The sequence below is a fragment of the Rhodococcus sp. NBC_00294 genome (assembly GCF_036163995.1).
Lineage (GTDB): Bacteria > Actinomycetota > Actinomycetes > Mycobacteriales > Mycobacteriaceae > Rhodococcoides.
On the sequence record NZ_CP108043.1, the window covers coordinates 3842115 to 3858464 of the forward strand.

14 protein-coding genes are annotated in these 16350 nt (G+C 69.8%); 5 read left to right on the forward strand and 9 right to left on the reverse strand.

Features of this window, described 5'->3' with window-relative positions; translation table 11 throughout:
* Nucleotides 1-62: 62 nt before the first annotated feature.
* The 5 genes from OHB23_RS17895 to OHB23_RS17915 all read left to right on the forward strand — a co-directional run bounded on the left by OHB23_RS17895 (nt 63) and on the right by OHB23_RS17915 (nt 7003).
* On the forward strand, nt 63-686 hold the full coding sequence (locus OHB23_RS17895; RefSeq protein WP_328810056.1) for a TetR/AcrR family transcriptional regulator: 624 nt from the start codon (nt 63-65) through the stop codon (nt 684-686).
* Nucleotides 683-2320, forward strand: a complete 1638-nt coding sequence (locus tag OHB23_RS17900) for an acyl-CoA dehydrogenase family protein (protein ID WP_222650273.1) — start codon at nt 683-685, stop codon at nt 2318-2320. The genes OHB23_RS17895 and OHB23_RS17900 overlap by 4 nt, the downstream gene beginning before the upstream one ends.
* Nucleotides 2317-3303 carry a crotonase/enoyl-CoA hydratase family protein gene (locus OHB23_RS17905; RefSeq protein ID WP_328810057.1) on the forward strand — a complete coding sequence of 329 codons (987 nt, stop codon included), beginning with the start codon at nt 2317-2319 and terminating at the stop codon, nt 3301-3303. Before OHB23_RS17900 ends, OHB23_RS17905 begins: the two co-directional genes overlap by 4 nt.
* A 90-nt stretch (nt 3304-3393) precedes the next feature.
* The gene (locus OHB23_RS17910; RefSeq protein ID WP_328810058.1) at nt 3394-5199 is read left to right on the forward strand and encodes an ABC transporter ATP-binding protein; all 1806 of its coding nucleotides are present in this window, start codon (nt 3394-3396) and stop codon (nt 5197-5199) included.
* Complete coding sequence (locus tag OHB23_RS17915) at nt 5192-7003, forward strand: ABC transporter ATP-binding protein (protein WP_307095027.1); 1812 nt, start codon at nt 5192-5194, stop codon at nt 7001-7003. Before OHB23_RS17910 ends, OHB23_RS17915 begins: the two co-directional genes overlap by 8 nt.
* A 15-nt stretch (nt 7004-7018) precedes the next feature.
* On the opposite strand, the gene OHB23_RS17920 is transcribed toward OHB23_RS17915, so the two are convergent.
* Genes OHB23_RS17920 through OHB23_RS17960 form a run of 9 tightly spaced genes read right to left on the reverse strand, consistent with a single transcriptional unit; the run spans nt 7019 to nt 16344 of the window.
* A complete protein-coding gene (locus OHB23_RS17920) occupies nt 7019-8203 on the reverse strand; it encodes a lipase family alpha/beta hydrolase (protein ID WP_056447435.1) in 1185 nt (394 codons plus the stop codon).
* A gap of 16 nt (nt 8204-8219) precedes the next feature.
* Entirely contained in the window at nt 8220-9236 is a 1017-nt protein-coding gene (locus OHB23_RS17925; protein ID WP_307095030.1) for an NADP-dependent oxidoreductase, read from the reverse strand.
* An 11-nt stretch (nt 9237-9247) separates the two neighbouring features.
* On the reverse strand, nt 9248-10645 hold the full coding sequence (locus OHB23_RS17930) for an acyl-CoA synthetase (RefSeq protein WP_285188425.1): 1398 nt from the start codon (nt 10643-10645) through the stop codon (nt 9248-9250).
* Nucleotides 10646-10658: 13 nt separating this feature from the next.
* Nucleotides 10659-10871 (reverse strand): hypothetical protein, encoded by a 213-nt coding sequence (locus OHB23_RS17935; RefSeq protein ID WP_056447430.1) that lies wholly within the window; start codon nt 10869-10871, stop codon nt 10659-10661.
* 56 nt (nt 10872-10927) lie between these two features.
* Nucleotides 10928-11467 (reverse strand): DUF6584 family protein, encoded by a 540-nt coding sequence (locus OHB23_RS17940; protein ID WP_056447428.1) that lies wholly within the window; start codon nt 11465-11467, stop codon nt 10928-10930.
* Between the two features lie 8 nt (nt 11468-11475).
* Complete coding sequence (dapC, locus tag OHB23_RS17945) at nt 11476-12564, reverse strand: succinyldiaminopimelate transaminase (RefSeq protein WP_328811674.1); 1089 nt, start codon at nt 12562-12564, stop codon at nt 11476-11478.
* A gap of 53 nt (nt 12565-12617) precedes the next feature.
* On the reverse strand, nt 12618-12941 hold the full coding sequence (fdxA, locus tag OHB23_RS17950) for a ferredoxin (protein ID WP_027503879.1): 324 nt from the start codon (nt 12939-12941) through the stop codon (nt 12618-12620).
* Between the two features lie 11 nt (nt 12942-12952).
* A complete protein-coding gene (locus OHB23_RS17955) occupies nt 12953-13780 on the reverse strand; it encodes a hypothetical protein (RefSeq protein ID WP_328810059.1) in 828 nt (275 codons plus the stop codon).
* Nucleotides 13777-16344, reverse strand: a complete 2568-nt coding sequence (locus tag OHB23_RS17960; protein ID WP_056447631.1) for a bifunctional FO biosynthesis protein CofGH — start codon at nt 16342-16344, stop codon at nt 13777-13779. The genes OHB23_RS17955 and OHB23_RS17960 overlap by 4 nt, the downstream gene beginning before the upstream one ends.
* Nucleotides 16345-16350: the final 6 nt, after the last annotated feature.

A 16350-nucleotide genomic window follows, 5' to 3' on the forward strand; every position in this document is an offset into this window, starting at 1 on the left:
CGAACATGTGAATCACCGTTCCGTCCTTGACACCAGTGCGGAACGGGCGTTCACTTCTTGCCATGGTGTACCGACGGACCGCTGCGGTCCAGGAGCGGCTCGATGCCGCCCGATCTCGAATCGTCACCGCTGCACTGTCTCTCGTGGCCGAGCGGGGGTACGCCGCATGTTCGATGGCCGACGTGGCCGCCCGCGCCGGCATCGGTGTCGGCACCGTCTACCGCTACTTCCCCGGCAAGGGCGAACTGTTCGCCGAGGTCTTCCGCGACGCCTGCAGCCGCGAGGTGGCCGCCGCGACAGCGGCGGGTGTGCGCGCCGCCGCGACCGGCACCCACACCGACAGCCTGCTCGCCTCGGTCAACACCTTCTGCGATCGCGCCTGTCGCGCACCGACTCTCGCGTACGCGCTGCTGGCCGAGCCCATCGACGCCCTCGTCGACACCGAGCGTCTCGCCTTCCGGCAGTCATTCGCGGACGCGTTCGCCGCCGCCATCCGTGCCGCCGTCGAGGCCGGTGAACTCCCGGACCAGGACGCGCCCCTGACGGCGGCGTGCATCGTCGGCGCCATCGGCGAGGCACTGGTCGTCCCACTCGCCCGCGGCGAGGCCGACGCTCGCGTTCTCGCCGCACTCGAGACCTTCACACTCCGCGCCCTCGGCGCCCCGACCGACAGGAGAGCGTCATGACCCCCACACACACCGTCACCAATCAGGTTCCGCCGCTCATCGGCCACGACGTCGCCGACCACCCGGTCGTCCTGGAGGCCCTGCACCGCGAGGGTGCCGACGACGCGCTCGACGAGCTGCACCGGCTCGGTCGGCTGGCCGGGAGCGAGCAGGCGCAGCGCTGGGGCGATCTCGCCGAGGAGCACCCGCCCGTCCTGCACACGCACGACCGCTACGGGAACCGCATCGACGAGGTGGTCTACGACCCGGCGTACCACGAATTGATGCGCACGGCAGTCGAATTCGGCATGCACGGGGCGCCGTGGCGCGACCCGTCACCGCACGCACATCTGATCCGTGCCGCGAAGTTCAGCGTCTGGGGCGCGGTGGACGCGGGGCACGGGTGCCCGATCTCCATGACGTACGCCGTCGTTCCCGCACTCCGAGCGAACGCGGAACTGTCCGCGCTGTACGAACCGCTGCTCACCTCGTCGACGTACGACCCCTCGTACCGTCCTCCCGCGACCAAGACGGGTCTGATCGCGGGCATGTCCATGACCGAGAAGCAAGGGGGTTCCGACGTCCGGGCGAACCGCACGACGGCCGTGCCGCAGCCGGACGGCTCGTACCGGATCACCGGCCACAAGTGGTTCACGTCGGCGCCGATGTCTGACGTCCTGCTGGTCCTCGCGCAGGCGCCCGGCGGCCTGTCGTGCTTCTTCCTGCCCCGCGTCCTCCCGGACGGCACTCGCAACGCCATGGCGATCCAGCGCCTGAAGGACAAGCTGGGCAACCATTCCAACGCCTCGAGCGAGGTGGAGTACGACGACGCGACCGCCTGGCTCGTCGGCGACGAGGGTCGCGGCGTGCGGACCATCATCGAGATGGTCAACATGACGAGGCTCGACTGCACCCTGGGGTCGGCCACGGGAATGCGGGCGGGCACCGCTCAGGCCGTGCATCATGCGGTGCACCGGCAGGCGTTCGGGAAGAACCTCGTCGACCAGCCACTCATGCGAAATGTCCTGGCCGATCTCGCGATCGAGTCCGAAGCGTCGACGACCGTCGCCCTGTGGCTCGCCGCGCTCACCGATCAGGCAGCTGCGGGCGACGAGCGTGCCGCCGCACTGCGGCGCATCAGCCTCTCCGTCAGCAAGTACCTGGTGTGCAAGCGCGGCCCGGCGCATGCGGCGGAGGCCCTGGAATGCCTGGGCGGCAACGGGTATGCGGAGGAGTCGAGGATGCCGCGGCTCTACCGGGAGGCTCCACTGCTGTCGGTGTGGGAGGGTTCGGGCAACGTCGCGGCGCTCGACACCCTGCGCGCCGTGGCACGACAGCCGGAGACGCTCGCCGTGTTCTTCGACGAGCTCGACGGCTGCCGCGGAGCCGATGCGGCGCTCGACGCCGCGGTGCGGTCGCTGAAGGACTCCTTCACCGACATCGCCACCCTCGAACAGCGGGCACGCCGCGTCGTCGGCGAGATGGCACTGGCACTGCAGGGCTCGCTGCTCGTGCGGCACGGCCACCCCGCGGTCGCCGACGCGTTCACGACGAGCCGACTCGGCGGCGACTGGGGCAGCGTGTACGGCACCCTGCCGACCGGGGTGGACACGGCCGCCATCATCGAGCGATCGACGCCGAAGGTTCCGGCGTGACCGACGCACCCGCCCCGTGGCGGGAGGGGTGGGACGAGCGAGCCGACTCCCCCTTCACCGGCCGCACTCCACAGCAGGACTCTCCGACGTTCCGGACGCTCACCTACGAGGTCGACGGGCGGATCGCCCGGATCACCTTCGACCGACCGGAGCACGGCAACGCCATCACCGCGGACACCCCCGTCGAACTGGCGGCGGCCGTCGAGCGGGCAGATCTCGATCCGCGAGTACACGTCATGCTGCTGTCCGGTCGCGGCAAGGGGTTCTGCGGCGGCTACGACCTGTCGATCTACGCCGAGAATCTCGATCGGGGCGACAGCGGGGCCGTGGACACGACGGGGACGGTTCTCGATCCCGTCGTCCAGGCCCGCAACCACGATCCGTCGGGCCAGTGGGACCCGATGATCGACTACGCGATGATGAGCCGATTCAACCGCGGATTCGCCAGCCTGCTGCACGCGAACAAGCCGGTGGTGGCCAAGCTGCACGGTTTCGCCGTGGCCGGCGGTACCGACATCGCGCTGTACGCCGACCAGATCATCTGTGCGGACGACACGCGGATCGGCTACCCGCCGACCCGCGTCTGGGGCGTTCCCGCCGCCGGGATGTGGGCACACCGCCTCGGCGACCAGCGCGCCAAACGACTGCTCCTGACCGGTGACTGTCTCACCGGGACGCAGGCGGCGGAGTGGGGTCTCGCCGTCGAATCGGTGCCTGCGGATCAGCTCGACGCCCGCACCGAAGAACTTGTCGCACGGATCGCGCGCATGCCGATCAACCAGCTGATGATGGTCAAGCTGGCGCTCAACAGCGCGTTGATCAGCTCCGGCGTGCACACCTCCACGATGATCAGCACGGTCTTCGACGGCGTCGCCCGGCACACCCGGGAGGGCTTCGCGTTCCAGACCCGCGCTGCCACCGTCGGATTCCGGCAGGCCGTCCAGGAACGCGACGAACCGTTCGGTGACGCGAAGCGGAGGTGACGTGAGAACGGGGGAACAGGCCCCGCGATAAATCGGTTGGCTCCGAGTACGGCTCGATGAGACAGTCGAGCGGTACGTGAGGAGTCGTGTGTGTCCACCGGAGTGCTCGATCGCGGAACGAGACGTGCGGTCGAGGCGTCCTCCGCGACGGTGACCTCGTCGCTCCGCCGCTTCGCCCCGTTCCTGGCGCCGTATCGCTGGTACTTCGTCGGGTCCATCGTGGTCTCGCTGATCGCCACGCTCACCGGCCTGGTGATCCCGCTCGTCATCCAGAGCATCATCGACGGCCCGATCACCCGCGGCGACGTCGCCGGCGTGTGGTGGCCTGCGGCGCTGGTGCTGCTGCTGGGAACGATCGATGCCGCCGGCATCTGGATCCGTCGCTACCTGGTGTCGGGGCCGTCGAGTCAGTTCGAGATCACGGCCCGCGCGCACGTGTTCGCGAAACTGCAGCACGTGTCGGTGGCCGCGCACGACAGCTGGGAATCGGGCCAACTGCTCTCCCGCGCCATCTCCGACCTCTCCGCGCTGCGCCGCTTCGTCGCCTTCATCGGACCGTTCATCATCATCAACGCGGTGACCCTCGTCGTGGGTCTCGGTGTCCTGCTCTCCCGCGCATGGCAGTTCGGCGTCATCATGCTCGTCGTGGCGATTCCGCTGGTGTGGGCGTGCGTCCGGTTCGAGGAGCTCTATCGCGTCGTCGCACGCGACGCCCAGGACCAGGCCGGCGACGTCACCACCACCGTCGAGGAGTCCATCCACGGCATCCGGGTGCTCAAGGCGTTCGGCCGCAGCGCCCACCTGGGACGCCGCTTCCTCGCGCAGGCCGCGACGCTCCGCACGACCGAGCTCACCAAGGTCCTGTACCTGGCGATCCTGTGGACCGTCATCGTCGGACTGCCACCGGTGGCCGTCGGCGGCATGCTCGCCTACGGGACGTACGCCATCGTGACGGGGACCCTGACGGCCGGAACTCTGGTGGCGACCATGGCCATCGTCGCCTTCCTGCTGTGGCCGATCGAGTCCTTCGGTTTCCTGCTCGCCGAGCTGAACAACGCGCGGACGGCGGCGGATCGGTACTGGGAGATCATGGACACCCCGGACACCATCGTGGATCCGGTCTCCCCCGTTCCCCTGCCCGACCCGGTGCGGGGGAACATCCGCGTCGACCACGTCTCCTTCGCATTCCCGGACGCATCCGACCACCTCCTGCACGACGTCACGTTCGAGGTGCGTCCGGGCGAGACGGTGGCTCTCGCCGGCAACACCGGAACGGGGAAGTCCGTCCTGACGACGCTGATACCTCGGCTCTTCGACGTCGACGGTGGCGCGATCACTCTCGACGGTGTCGACGTCCGGTCGATGCGGCTGGCGGATCTGCGCTCGGTGGTCTCGGTCGCCTTCGAGGAGCCGGTGCTGTTCTCGGCCAGTGTGCGCGAGAACGTCGCGCTGGGCCGCCCCGACGCCACGGACGAGGACGTCGCGGAGGCACTCGAGATCGCGCACGCGACGGATTTCGTCGAGAAGCTGCCGTGGGGCCTCGACACCCGGATCGGCGAGCAGGGACTGAGCCTGTCCGGCGGTCAACGCCAGCGACTGGCGCTGGCGCGGGCGGTGCTCGGCCGGCCCCGCGTGCTCGTGCTGGACGATCCGCTCTCCGCACTCGACGTGGACACCGAGGCGACGGTTCAGCGCAGGCTGCGCACCGTGCTCGCGCACTCCACGACCGTGCTGGTGGCACACCGCCCCTCGACCGCCGCGCTCGCGGATCGCGTCGTGCACCTCGGCCACGGCACGGTGATGGAGACCGGGACGCACGAGCACCTGCTCGCCACCTCGGCGGCGTACCGCGACGTGATGGGCTCGATGTCGGGAGCGGAGCGAGATCATGGCTGACACCGACTGGCGCGGCGTCGGCGGTGAGGACACCGACGTGGACCGGGCAGGCAACCTCGTCCTGGCCGGTCGCTCACGTCGACTGCTCTTCTCGCTGCTGCGTCCGCACCGCCGCCGCACGGTCCTCGCGATGGCGATCATCTTCCTGGACAACCTGGCGTTCGTCGCGGGACCGCTGTTCATCGCCCACGCTCTCGACACGGGCGTCGCCGCTGCCGTCGACGGACGATGGGCGCCGCTGGTGTGGACCGTGGCGGGATACGTCGTGGTCGGGTTCCTCGGCGCCGCCACCACGTACGCGTTCCTCATGGTCTCGGGCCGCCTGAGCCAGGACATCCTGTTCGATCTGCGCGAGCGGGTGTTCCGCCACGCGCAGGCACTGTCGCTGTCCTTCCACGAGAAGTACACGTCCGGCAAGGTGATCTCGCGGCTGACCAGCGACGTCGAATCACTGCAGACGCTTCTCGAGAGCGCGCTCAACGATGCGTTGACCGCGATCCTGTCGATGGTCTCGATCGCGATCATCCTGTTCTGGCTCGACGTTCCGCTGGCCCTCGTCGTGCTCGCGGGATTCGTTCCGCTGCTACTGATCACACGCTGGTCGCAGCGCCGCCAGCGCCGCGCCTACCGACGCACCCGGGTGTCCATCGCGCGCGTCGTGGTGCACTTCGTCGAGTCGATGGTCGGCATCCGCGCCGTCCAGGTGTTCCGCCGCGAGCGCCGCAACGACGCGATCCTGCTCGCGGAGGACACCGAGTACCGGGACGCCACCACCACTGCGCTGCGCGGAATGGCGAGCTACACCGGCATCGTGCGCTGGATCGGCAACGCCACCCTCGCCGTCATCGTGGTCGTGGGCAGCATGCGGGTCATCGGCGGTGCCCTCGACATCGGCGTGCTCGCCGCCTACGTGCTGTACCTCCGCCGCTTCTACGGGCCGCTCGACGAACTCGCGCAGGTGTTCAACGCGTACCAGTCGGCCGCGGCGGCGCTCGAGAAGATCTCGGGCGTGCTCGAGGAGGAACCGACCGTGGCGCCTCCCACCACCCCGGTGCCGATCGGAATCGCGGCCGGCGACGTAGAGTTCGACCGGGTCTCGTTCGGCTACGCCGCGGACGCGCTGGTGCTGCAGCCCTTCTCGCTGCACGTGCCGGCCGGACAGGTGGTCGCCATGGTCGGCGCCACCGGTGCCGGCAAGTCGACGGTGGCCAAGCTCCTCGCGCGGTTCTACGACCCCACGGACGGCCGGATCCGTCTCGACGGCATCGATCTCCGCGACCTGGCCGACGACGACCTGCGTCGCAACGTCGTCATGGTGACGCAGGAATCGTTCCTGTTCTCCGGATCGATCGCGGACAACATCCGACTCGGCCGACCGTCCGCGACCGACGACGAGGTGCGGGCGGCCGCCGACGCCGTGGGCCTCACCCCGTTCCTGGCCGCACTGCCGCGGGGCATCGACACCGACGTGCGCAAGCGCGGTGGACGTCTGTCCTCCGGACAGCGACAGCTGGTGGCCTTCGCGCGGGTGTTCCTCGCCGCACCGTCGGTGATCGTGCTCGACGAGGCCACGTCCAGCCTCGACATCCCCGGCGAGCGCCTGGTCCAGCGCGCCCTCGAGACGATCCTGCACGGCCGGACCGCACTGATCATCGCTCACCGCCTGTCGACGGTCGCGATCGCGGACCGCGTTCTCGTCATGGCCGACGGACGGATCGTCGAGGACGGCACCCCGGAGGCCCTCGTCGCCGGCGACGGCAGGTTCGCGCACCTGAACACGGCGTGGCAGGAGAGCCTGGTCTGACGCGAGACGGTGGTCTCAGGCCACCGTCTCGTCTGGCTCGGTGACGTCGTCGATCTCGGCCGGTGTCGCGTCCGCCATGAGTTCGGTGAGGACGTCGAGCACCCGCGGATCCGACAGCAGCGCGAGGTGCCCGGTGCCGACGAGCGTGTGCAACTCCGTCATCGGCCCCCGTGCGCTGCGCAGCGTCACCAGTCCGTCTCCCACGGCGTCGGCCCACCAGGCCGTGTCGTCGGCGGCCAGGGTGGCGGCGACCGCGACGTGCCGGATCCCGGGGGCGAGCGCCACGTCCGTGGCCAGTCTCAGGTCGTCCACGCCGCGGCTGCGGACGTCGAGCAGGTCCGCCCACACCGCCGTCTGCCGCACCTTCCGCAGAGCACGGGAGAGGTGGTACACGCCCGTCGCGAGCGGTGCGCCCTCGTGCGGGGTGCCCAGGTAGCAGGCCGTGCGCACCAGCGGCAGCCAGGTCGCCCTGCTCGCCTCGACCGCACAGGCACGCCGCACCACGAGCCCGCCCATCGAGTGCCCGACGAGGTCGATCCGCTCGACAGGGACGGGCCAGACCGCGATCAGCTCGTCGAGGAGGCCGGCCAGTGCCGCCCCGTTGTCCTCGATCCCGGCGCCCGTGTTGTACCGCAGACAGACCGCGCTGATGCCGTGCGCGGCCAGCGCCTCGCCGTAACTGCCCCGCCCGTCGTGGCGGTAGTACCAGGCCTGCTCGGTCTCCCCCAGCCCGTGCACGAGCACGGCGACGTGACCCGTGGCCTTCGGATACGCGGTGGTCAGCATCGCGGTGTCGTTCCCGACGATGCGGCGCTCGTGATGCGGCCCGAGTTCCACCGTCAGGTCGTTGCCCTCGGCGGCGAGCCGGTCGCCCAGCAGCCCGTTGACGGCGCCGACCACGACCGATCCGGCCGCGGTGGACGTGACCGCGTGGGACACGCGGTCCTCGGGCAACAGCCGGGACACCGCGGTGACGGCCTCGGCGGCCGCCACACCGCCCCCGCGCACAGCCTCGTAGACCAGGTCGGCGATGCCCTCGTTCAGGATGCGCACGGGTGCCGCGGAACGGCCCAGCACCCCGAACACCACATCGTTGATCGCGCGGTGGGTCCCCTGGACAGGGCGGCTGAGGATGTCGATGGCCGTGGCCACGACGTCAGCAGCGCCCGCTACTTCGTTCCGATCGCGATTCGAGTGCACACGTGTACTCTAACCGTCACGCCACCTTGACGACGAGCTTGCCGAAGTTCTTGCCCTCGAGCAGCCCGAAGAACGCGTCGGGAGCGTTCTCGAGACCCTCGACCACGTCTTCCCGGTAGCGGAACGACCCGTTGTCGATCCACTCGGCGACCTCGCGCAGGAAGTCCTTGTAGAGCTCCGGGACGAATTCGCTCTGGATGAAGCCGCGGATTGTCAGGCTCTTCGTCAGCACGCGCGTGAAGAAGCCGGGCAGCCGATCCGGACCCTCCGGTGCCTGCGTGTCGTTGTACTGCGCGATGAGACCGCACACCGGCACGCGTGCGTAGAGGTTGAGCCGCGGGAGCACCGCCTTCGCGACGGCGCCGCCCACGTTCTCGAAGTAGACGTCGATGCCGTCCGGAGTCGCGGCCTTCAACTGATCCTTGAAGTCCGGGGCGCGGTGATCGACGGCGGCATCGAAGCCGAGCTCGTCGATCAGGTACGCACACTTCTCGGGACCGCCGGCGATGCCGACGGCGCGCGCACCCTTGATCTTCGCGAACTGGCCGACGGCCGAGCCGACGGGCCCACTGGCCGCCGCGACCACGACGGTCTCCCCCGCCTTCGGCTGCCCGATCTTCGTCATGCCGGAGTACGCGGTGAAGCCCGGCATCCCCAGCACGCCCAGCGCGGTGGACACGGGCGCCTTCTCCGGATCCAGCACTCGCACGGACGACGCGTCGACCACCGCGTGCGACTGCCACCCCGTGTAGCCGAGCACCACGGCGCCGACCGACACGGCGTCGCTTCGAGACTCGATCACCTCGGAGACCGTGGCGCCCACCATCGTGTCGCCCACCTCGACGGGCTCCGCGTACGACTCGGCGTCGCTCATCCGGCCGCGCATGTACGGGTCCAGCGACAGGTACAGGGTCTTCAGCGAGACCTGACCGTCACCGACCTCGGGGAGATCGACCGTCTCGGTCCGGAAGTTCTCGGCAGTGGGTGCGCCGGTGGGACGAGAGGCCAGGACGATGCGAGTGGAGGAGGTCATGTCTCCCGACGCTACTCCAACAGGTTCTTGCGGACCTTGCCCATCCCGTTCCGCGGCAACGAGTCCACCACGCGTACCTCACGCGGCCGCTTGTGCACCGAGAGCTGTTGTGCCACAGAGTCTACGACTGCTCTCGGCTCCACCTCGTCACCCACGACGAACGCCACGATGCGCTGGCCGAGATCGTCGTCGGGCAGTCCCACGACCGCCACCTCACGCACTCCGGGAACACCGAGGATCGCCGTCTCCACCTCGCCCGCGCCGACGCGGTACCCACCGGTCTTGATCAGGTCCGTCGACTCCCGGCCGACGATCCGATGGAAGCCCGCCGGGTCGATCGCCGCGACGTCTCCCGTCCGGAACCACCCGTCGTCCGTCCAGCAGGCCGCGGTGGCCTCCGGCTTGTTCAGGTAACCGTCGAAGAACCGGCCGCGCACCTCCAACGAACCGATGGACTCCCCGTCGCGTGGGACCTCCGACCCGTCCTCACCGCGCAGCCGAGTCTCGATGCCGCGCACCGGAACTCCGACCCAACCGGGTCGCCGCTCACCGTCGGCGCGCGTACTCAGCGTGATGAGGGTCTCGCTCATGCCGTAGCGCTCGATCGGCTCGAGACCCGTGAGAGCGGCGATCTTCTCGAACACCGGCACCGGCAGCGGGGCACTGCCCGAGATCAACAACCGAGCGTGCGACAGCGCCGCGGCGGACTCCGGGTCGGCCGCCACTCGCGACCACACGGTGGGAACCCCGAAGTACATCGTTCCCCGCGCCGCGGCGTACCGCTCCGCGGAGGGCTTGACGGTGTGGATCACTCGACTGCCGAGTCGCAGCGGACCCAGGACTCCCAGCACGAGCCCGTGCACGTGATAGAGCGGGAGTCCGTGCACCAGAGTGTCGTTCGCCGTCCACCCCCACGCCTCGGCGAGCGCGTCGATGCCGGCGGCGAGCGCACCGCGGCTGAGGATCACGCCCTTCGGAGGGCCCGTGGTTCCCGAGGTGTAGAGCACGAGACCGGTCGTGTCGTCCGACGGCTCCGCGTAGCTGTGCCAGGACCGTGCGTGCATGCGGACCGGGACGACGGGCAGACCGCCGTCGTGCTCGGGCGCGACACCCAGCCACCCGCGGGCACCGGAGTCCGCGAGGATGTGGTCGAGTTCGGTCGGCCCGGAGTCCGGGGGCACCGGCACCACGGCCACTCCGGCGATGAGCGCACCGACCACGGCGACGACGGTGCGGGCGGTCGGTTCGGCGAGGACGGCCACCCGGTCGACGCCCATGATGCGCTCGGCCACCGACGTGGCGGCCCCGAGCAGATCGCTTCGAGAGAGGACGACGTCACCGACGGTGACCGCGTCGTCGGCGTCGCCGCCATGGGTGATCGCGTACGAGTTCAGAGACCGGAGCAGCACACCGAGCAGTCTCTCACGACGCCCGCAGCTGCTCCGTGACCTCGATGCACGTGCAGCCCCCGGCGACCGCGGAACAGTCGACGACGAGGGTGTGCCGGACGGCGTGCAGCAGAACACAGGCGTCGTCGGTGCACTCGACCGCACCGTGCAGGTGGACGACGAGCGTGCCGTGACAGTGGTCGAGAGCGCCGAGACACTCGACGCATCCGGTCAGCGAATCCTTCATGACTCCATCTGTACCACCGGCCCCCGACACGTCCTCGGCCTCGCGGCGGCGCGTCGTCAGAAGAAGACGGTGAGAACGGTCGCGATGGACGCGGTGCCGATCATGGCGACCACGAGGACGGCGGCGACCATCTTCACACCGGACCGGGACGCGGCGGGAGCGTCCGACCACTCGTCGAACGCCTCGACATCGACGCCCTCCTGCGCGAAGTAGTGCACCTCGCCGGGCGGCTCCCACTCCTCGCCGCTGGCACGCACCCGCGACTCGAGCACGGCCAGCCGCTCGCGAACGCGGGGCGGATAGGCCCGCGACGGCGCGTTGATGGGCAGTCGGCGCGCGAGCACCAGCGGTGTCGGGCACGCGGCGACGAACGAGTCGAGCGCGTGCCGCACCAGCGGGTCGGCGTCGTCTCGATCCGTGAGGAACCAGGCCGCACCGGCACCGGCCGGGTCGTCCATCGCCAGGCACGCGTAGCCGAGGAGGTCGAGCGCGGGTTGCGAGGCGGCGTCCTGATCCAGCAGCGCTGTCAGGCGCTTGCGCGCACTCCATGGTTCCCCGCGGGCCAGATCCTCCTGCGCGCGGTCGAGCGCTCCCACGGCCGGGCTCAGACCGTGAGACGGGCGACGGCAGCGGCGATGCGCTCGTCGGTCGCCGTCAGCGCGATGCGGACGTGGGTGCCGCCGTCGGGACCGTAGAACTCCCCCGGAGCGACGAGGATGCCGCGTTCGGCGAACCAGCGCACGGTGTCCCGGCACGGTTCACCGCGCGTGGCCCACAGGTACAGGCCGGCCTCGGAGTGATCGATGGTGAATCCGGCCGCCACCACGGCGGCGGCGAGCGCGGTCCGACGATCGCGGTAGCGCTCGCGTTGCACGTTCTCGTGCTCGTCGTCGCTCAGCGCCGCGGTCATGGCCGCCTGCACCGGAAGGGGAACCATCATGCCCGCGTGCTTGCGGACCGCGAGCAGTTCCGCGACCAGGGCGGGATCGCCGGCCACGAAGCCGGCGCGGTAGCTCGCGAGGTTCGACGTCTTGGACAGCGAGTGCACGGCCAGCAGGCCGGTGGTGTCCCCTCCGCACACCTCGTCGTCGAGGATCGAGACGGCGCGTCCCTCCCAGGTGAGTCCGAGGTAGCACTCGTCCGACACGACGATCGTGCCGCGTTCGCGGGCCCACTCGACCACCTTGCGCAGGTGGGCTACACCGAGCACCCGGCCACTGGGATTGGACGGCGAGTTGACGAACATCAGGGACGCGCGTTCGGGACCGAGACGCGACACCCCGTCCGCGCGCAGTGTGCGGCATCCCGCGAGCAGGGCCCCGACCTCGTAGGTGGGGTACGCCAATTCCGGGATGACGACGAGATCGTCCGGGCCGAGCGCGAGCAGGGTCGGCAACCAGGCGATGACTTCCTTGGTTCCGATCACCGGCAGGATCGAGCGTTCGTCCAACCCACCGATGCCGTAGCGGCGTGCGAGCGCACTGACGGCGGCCGCCCGCAGCTCGGGTGCGCCCACTGTCGTGGGGTACCCCGGCTGCGCGGAGGCCGCCGCGAGAGCGTCACGGACGACGTCGGCGACCGGGTCCACCGGCGTACCGACGGACAGGTTCACGATGCCGTGCGGATGCGACCGCGCCAGCGCGGTGACGTCGGCCAGCGTGTCCCACGGGAACTCGGGCAACAGGCTCGCCACGGATCGACGAACAGCGGGCGACCGACGCGAGACGACGGGTGCGTCCGTCACGCTCAGTTCTCACCCATGGGGGGCAGAGCCTTGATGAACGGCGGGTCGTAGTCGGTCTTGCCGACCTTGGCCGCGCCACCGGGTGAGCCCAGTTCGTCGAAGAAGTCGACGTTGGCGCTGACGTAGGCGGACCACTGCTCGGGGACGTCGTCCTCGTAGAAGATCGCCTCGACGGGGCACACCGGCTCGCAGGCACCGCAGTCCACGCACTCGTCGGGCTGGATGTAGAGCATGCGTCCACCCTCGTAGATGCAGTCGACAGGGCATTCCTCGATGCATGCCTTGTCGAGGACATCGACGCACGGTTCAGCAATCGTGTACGGCACTGAGGTTCTCCTTAGCCTTTCCGAACTCTGAGCGTGTCGCGGCCCCGCGGGGACGCGTTCGACGCGGACGTGCTGGTCTGCTCGACCCACCGGCGCCCCAGCTTCGCAGCTCGGGACAGTGCGCCGCGCTCGCCGAAGTACCCGGCGACCGCACCGACCACGGGCAGGTTACCGAGCCATCTGTAAACGGTACGGCTGCGGGGCCGCTTGTCCAATTCGTCGGTGACGGCCTTGAGGATCTTGGTGACCGACCACAAGGTCGACAGCAACGCGAACGGGGACCGGGACAAGCGACCGGACGGCTCGGTGACACGGCTGTCGTCCGTGACGCCGTCGACGTCGGGTTCGGGCGCGTGGATGCTGGCACCCTTCGGCAGCTCGCGGTTGCACAGCACCGATGCCAGCAGGCGGACCTGCTCGTCCTGCTCGGTGATGCCGTACTCGCGGGCGACGGCCACCAGGACGATGGCCTGGTTCGCGAACCCGAGGACGTCGCCGAGCGGGAGTCGGCGAGCGAGTACACCGAAGATGCCGGGGAACGCCACCGCCACGGTGCCGATCCCGCCGACGCGGCCGACCCACCACGAGACACGCTGGTCGACGGTCATCGACTCCCACGCCTTGGTTCCCGGTGTGTCGGCGGCGTCGAACACCGACGCGACGGCGTTCAGCGCCGCGTCGACCTTCGTGCCGTTCGCGTCCGCCTGCTCGCGGAACGTGCGCTTCTTGAGGCCGAGCGGGTCGCGGTCCGCGAGCAGTTCGAGGACCGGCACGATCACGCGCACTGCGGCCTTGAGAACTCCGGCGACGCGCTCGTCGCCCAATCGATCAGCGCTCATGCTGCTTCCGTCCGGTCTGCGTAGGCGGTGGTGCGCTCGACTGCGCGTCGTCCAATTCCCTCGGCGATCGCGTGTAGTTCCTCGACGGTCTTCTCCGATCCGTGCTGCGATCCCGCCATCCGCGAGATCGTCTCCTCCATCAGCGTGCCACCCAGGTCGTTGGCGCCGCCGTTCAGCATCACCCGAGTTCCCGTCACGCCGAGTTTCACCCAGCTCGTCTGGATGTTGTCGATGCGGCCGTGCAGCATGATCCGCGCCAGTGCGTGGACGGCCCGGTTGTCGCGCTGCGTCGGTCCGGGTCGTGACGCCCCCGCCAGGTACAGCGGCGAACTCTGGTGCACGAACGGCAGCGGCACGAACTCGGTGAAACCACCGGTGCGGTCCTGGATCCGCTTGAGCACGTTCAGATGTCCCACCCAGTGCGAGGGATTGTCGACGTGGCCGTACATCATCGTCGAGCTCGACCGCAGTCCCACCTCGTGCGCCGTGGTGACGACGTCGATCCACGTCTGGGCGGGCAGCTTGCCCTTGGTGAGCACCCAGCGGACCTCGTCGTCGAGGATCTCCGCCGCCGTACCGGGGATGGTGTCCAGCCCGGCCTCCCGCAGTTCGGTCAGCCAGTCGCGCACCGACTGGCCACCGCGCGAGGCCCCGTTGACGATCTCCATGGGCGAGAAGGCGTGCACGTGCATCGACGGCACCCGCGCCTTCACCGCGCGCACCAGGTCTGCGTATCCGGTCACGGGCAGCTCCGGATCGATGCCGCCCTGCATGCAGACCTCGGTGGCGCCGAGGACGTGCGCCTCCCAGGCCCGGTCGGCGACCTCGCTGGTCGACAGCGAGAACGCGTCGGCATCGCCCTTGCGTTGGGCGAAGGCGCAGAAGCGGCACCCGGTGTAGCAGATGTTGGTGAAGTTGATGTTCCGGTTCACGACGTACGTGACGTCGTCACCGACGACGTCACGGCGCAGCTGATCGGCGAAGGCGGTCACCGCGTCGAGCGCCGCACCCTCGGCGGTGGCCAGCGCCAGGTACTCCTCGTCGGTGCAGTTGCCGGGATCCTTCTCCGCGGCGCGGAGGGCGGCGACCACGTCGCGGTCGACGCTGTCCAGGGTCGCGAGGTGCGCCACCTGCTCGCGGATGGACTCCCAGTCGCCGAACGCGCTGCCCATGTCGCTGCGCGTCTCGGTGTTGCGACCCTCGGTGTCGATGCCGGTGTGGAGGTCGACGCGGCCGGTGGACTCCCACACCTCGTCGGGTTCCTGCCACGGCAGACCGGACGGGATCGTCTCGGGCACCGCCAGCCCGGTCGCGTCGTCGGCGAGCGCACGCACGTGCGCCGAGATCCGTGGGTCGATCCACGGTGAGCCCGCCAGGACGTACCGCGGCTGCACCGCCGTGCGTTCGGTCAGCGTGAAGCCGGCGTCCGCGGACAGCTGCGCGAGAGTGTCGAGGTTCGGCCACGGCCGCTCGGGATTGACGTGATCGGGGGTGAGCGGCGAGACACCGCCCCAGTCGTCGACGCCCGCGGCGAGCAACGCCGCGCACTCCTGCGCGGACACCAGATTCGGCGGCGCCTGGATGCGCATGGCCGGGCCGAGAAGGATGCGGGACACGGCGATGGTGGCGAGGAACTCCTCCAGGCCGGCGTCGGGTGCGGATCGCATCGCGGTGTCGTCCTTGGCCAGGAAGTTCTGCACGATCACTTCCTGCACGTGACCGAATGCCTTGTGCGACTTCCGGATCGCCATGATCGACTCGGCGCGGTCACGGATCGTCTCGCCGATGCCCACGAGTATGCCGGTGGTGAACGGAACGGTGAGACGACCGGCGTCGGTGAGCACGCGCAGACGCACCTCGGGGTCCTTGTCGGGGCTGCCGTAGTGGGCCTGCCCCTTCTCCTCGAACAGTCGACGCGAGGTGGTCTCGAGCATCATGCCCATCGACGGTGCGACCGGCTTGAGGCGCGACATCTCCTCCCAGCTCATCACTCCGGGATTGAGGTGCGGGAGCAGACCCGTCTCCTCGAGCACGCGGATCGACATCGCCCGCAGGTAGTCCAGCGTCGAGTCGTAGCCACGCGCGTCCAACCACTCCTGCGCCTCGGGCCAGCGGGCCTCGGGGCGGTCGCCGAGCGTGAACAACGCTTCCTTGCATCCCAGTTCGGCACCGCGCCGCGCGATGTCGAGCACCTCGTCGGCCTCGAGGAACATCCCGTGCCCCTCGGCGCGCAGCTTGCCGGGGACCGTCACGAACGTGCAGTAGTGGCACGTGTCCCGGCACAGCCGGGTGAGGGGAATGAACACCTTGCGCGAGTAGGTCACCGTGCCGGGGCGGTTCTCGGCGAGCAGTCCCGCGTCCCGCACCCGCGCCGCGGACGCGCACAGATCGGTCAGGTCGTCGCCGCGGGCGTGCAGCAGCGTGGTCGCCTCGTCGACACTGATCACCACACCGTCGCGGGCACGGCGCAGCGCACGCCGCAGCGCCGATGCGGTCGGTGCCGGGCTGTCGGGAGGCGTCACTCGGGTGTCGGCGCGCGCGGGAGTACTCGGATCGGGCAACATCGTCAC

Excerpts from the sequence above, each read along its gene's own strand:
- OHB23_RS17900 (WP_222650273.1), top strand. The coding sequence starts at position 683 with ATGACCCCCACACACACCGTCACCAATCAGGTTCCGCCGCTCATCGGC.
- OHB23_RS17955 (WP_328810059.1), bottom strand. The coding sequence starts at position 13,780 with ATGAGCGCTGATCGATTGGGCGACGAGCGCGTCGCCGGAGTTCTCAAG.
- OHB23_RS17935 (WP_056447430.1), bottom strand. The coding sequence starts at position 10,871 with ATGAAGGATTCGCTGACCGGATGCGTCGAGTGTCTCGGCGCTCTCGAC.
- OHB23_RS17915 (WP_307095027.1), top strand. The coding sequence starts at position 5,192 with ATGGCTGACACCGACTGGCGCGGCGTCGGCGGTGAGGACACCGACGTG.
- OHB23_RS17895 (WP_328810056.1), top strand. The coding sequence starts at position 63 with ATGGTGTACCGACGGACCGCTGCGGTCCAGGAGCGGCTCGATGCCGCC.
- OHB23_RS17960 (WP_056447631.1), bottom strand. The coding sequence starts at position 16,344 with ATGTTGCCCGATCCGAGTACTCCCGCGCGCGCCGACACCCGAGTGACG.
- OHB23_RS17925 (WP_307095030.1), bottom strand. The coding sequence starts at position 9,236 with ATGACCTCCTCCACTCGCATCGTCCTGGCCTCTCGTCCCACCGGCGCA.